We start from the raw sequence: 234 nt of genomic DNA, 5'->3' as shown, positions 1-234 counted from the left end.
GGAGACGGTATCTGAGACAAGATACCGGGCCCTACGGGGCGCAGCAGGCGCGAAACCTTTACACTGCACGACAGTGCGATAGGGGGACTCCGAGTGTGAGGGCATATAGCCCTCGCTTTTCTGTACCGTAAGGTGGTACAGGAACAAGGACTGGGCAAGACCGGTGCCAGCCGCCGCGGTAATACCGGCAGTCCAAGTGATGGCCGATATTATTGGGCCTAAAGCGTCCGTAGC

Annotated in this window: 1 rRNA gene; it reads left to right on the top strand. The window is 58.5% G+C overall.

The features are described from left to right. Positions 1-234, top strand: a 16S ribosomal RNA gene (locus C443_RS11410); the annotation flags it as partial.

It is taken from the genome of Haloarcula argentinensis DSM 12282 (genome assembly GCA_000336895.1).
GTDB lineage: Archaea > Halobacteriota > Halobacteria > Halobacteriales > Haloarculaceae > Haloarcula > Haloarcula argentinensis.
Note: the sequence above shows the minus strand (reverse complement) of the source record. Positions and strands in the feature narration are given on the sequence as shown.